The 272-nt window shown below is 67.6% G+C and carries 1 protein-coding gene; it reads left to right on the top strand.

Annotated features, from left to right (window positions below; translation table 11 throughout):
* A partial coding sequence (locus tag NLF92_RS12980) for an MFS transporter (RefSeq protein ID WP_254102634.1) occupies positions 1 to 272 on the top strand: 272 nt, incomplete at both ends.

Below are 272 nucleotides of genomic sequence, written 5' to 3'. Positions count from 1 at the left end.
CGACTCGTTCCTGCTGTCGCTGCTGCTGCCGACGCTCGCGCTGCAGTTCGGGCTGAGCAAGGCGCAGCTCGGCATGTTCACGAGCGTCACGGCGGCCGGACAGATCGTCGGCGGCATTCTGTTCGGCTTCGTGTCGGACCGGATCGGGCGCGTGCGCACCGCGCTGCTCTGCGTCGGCATCTACTCGCTGTTCTCCGGCCTGATCGCATTTGCGCCCGATGCGCATTCGTTCGCCGCGCTGCGCTTTTTCGGCGCGCTCGGCATGGGCGGAA

The organism is Opacimonas viscosa, assembly GCF_024199005.1.
Lineage (GTDB): Bacteria > Pseudomonadota > Gammaproteobacteria > Enterobacterales > Alteromonadaceae > Opacimonas > Opacimonas viscosa.
Note: the sequence above shows the minus strand (reverse complement) of the source record. Positions and strands in the feature narration are given on the sequence as shown.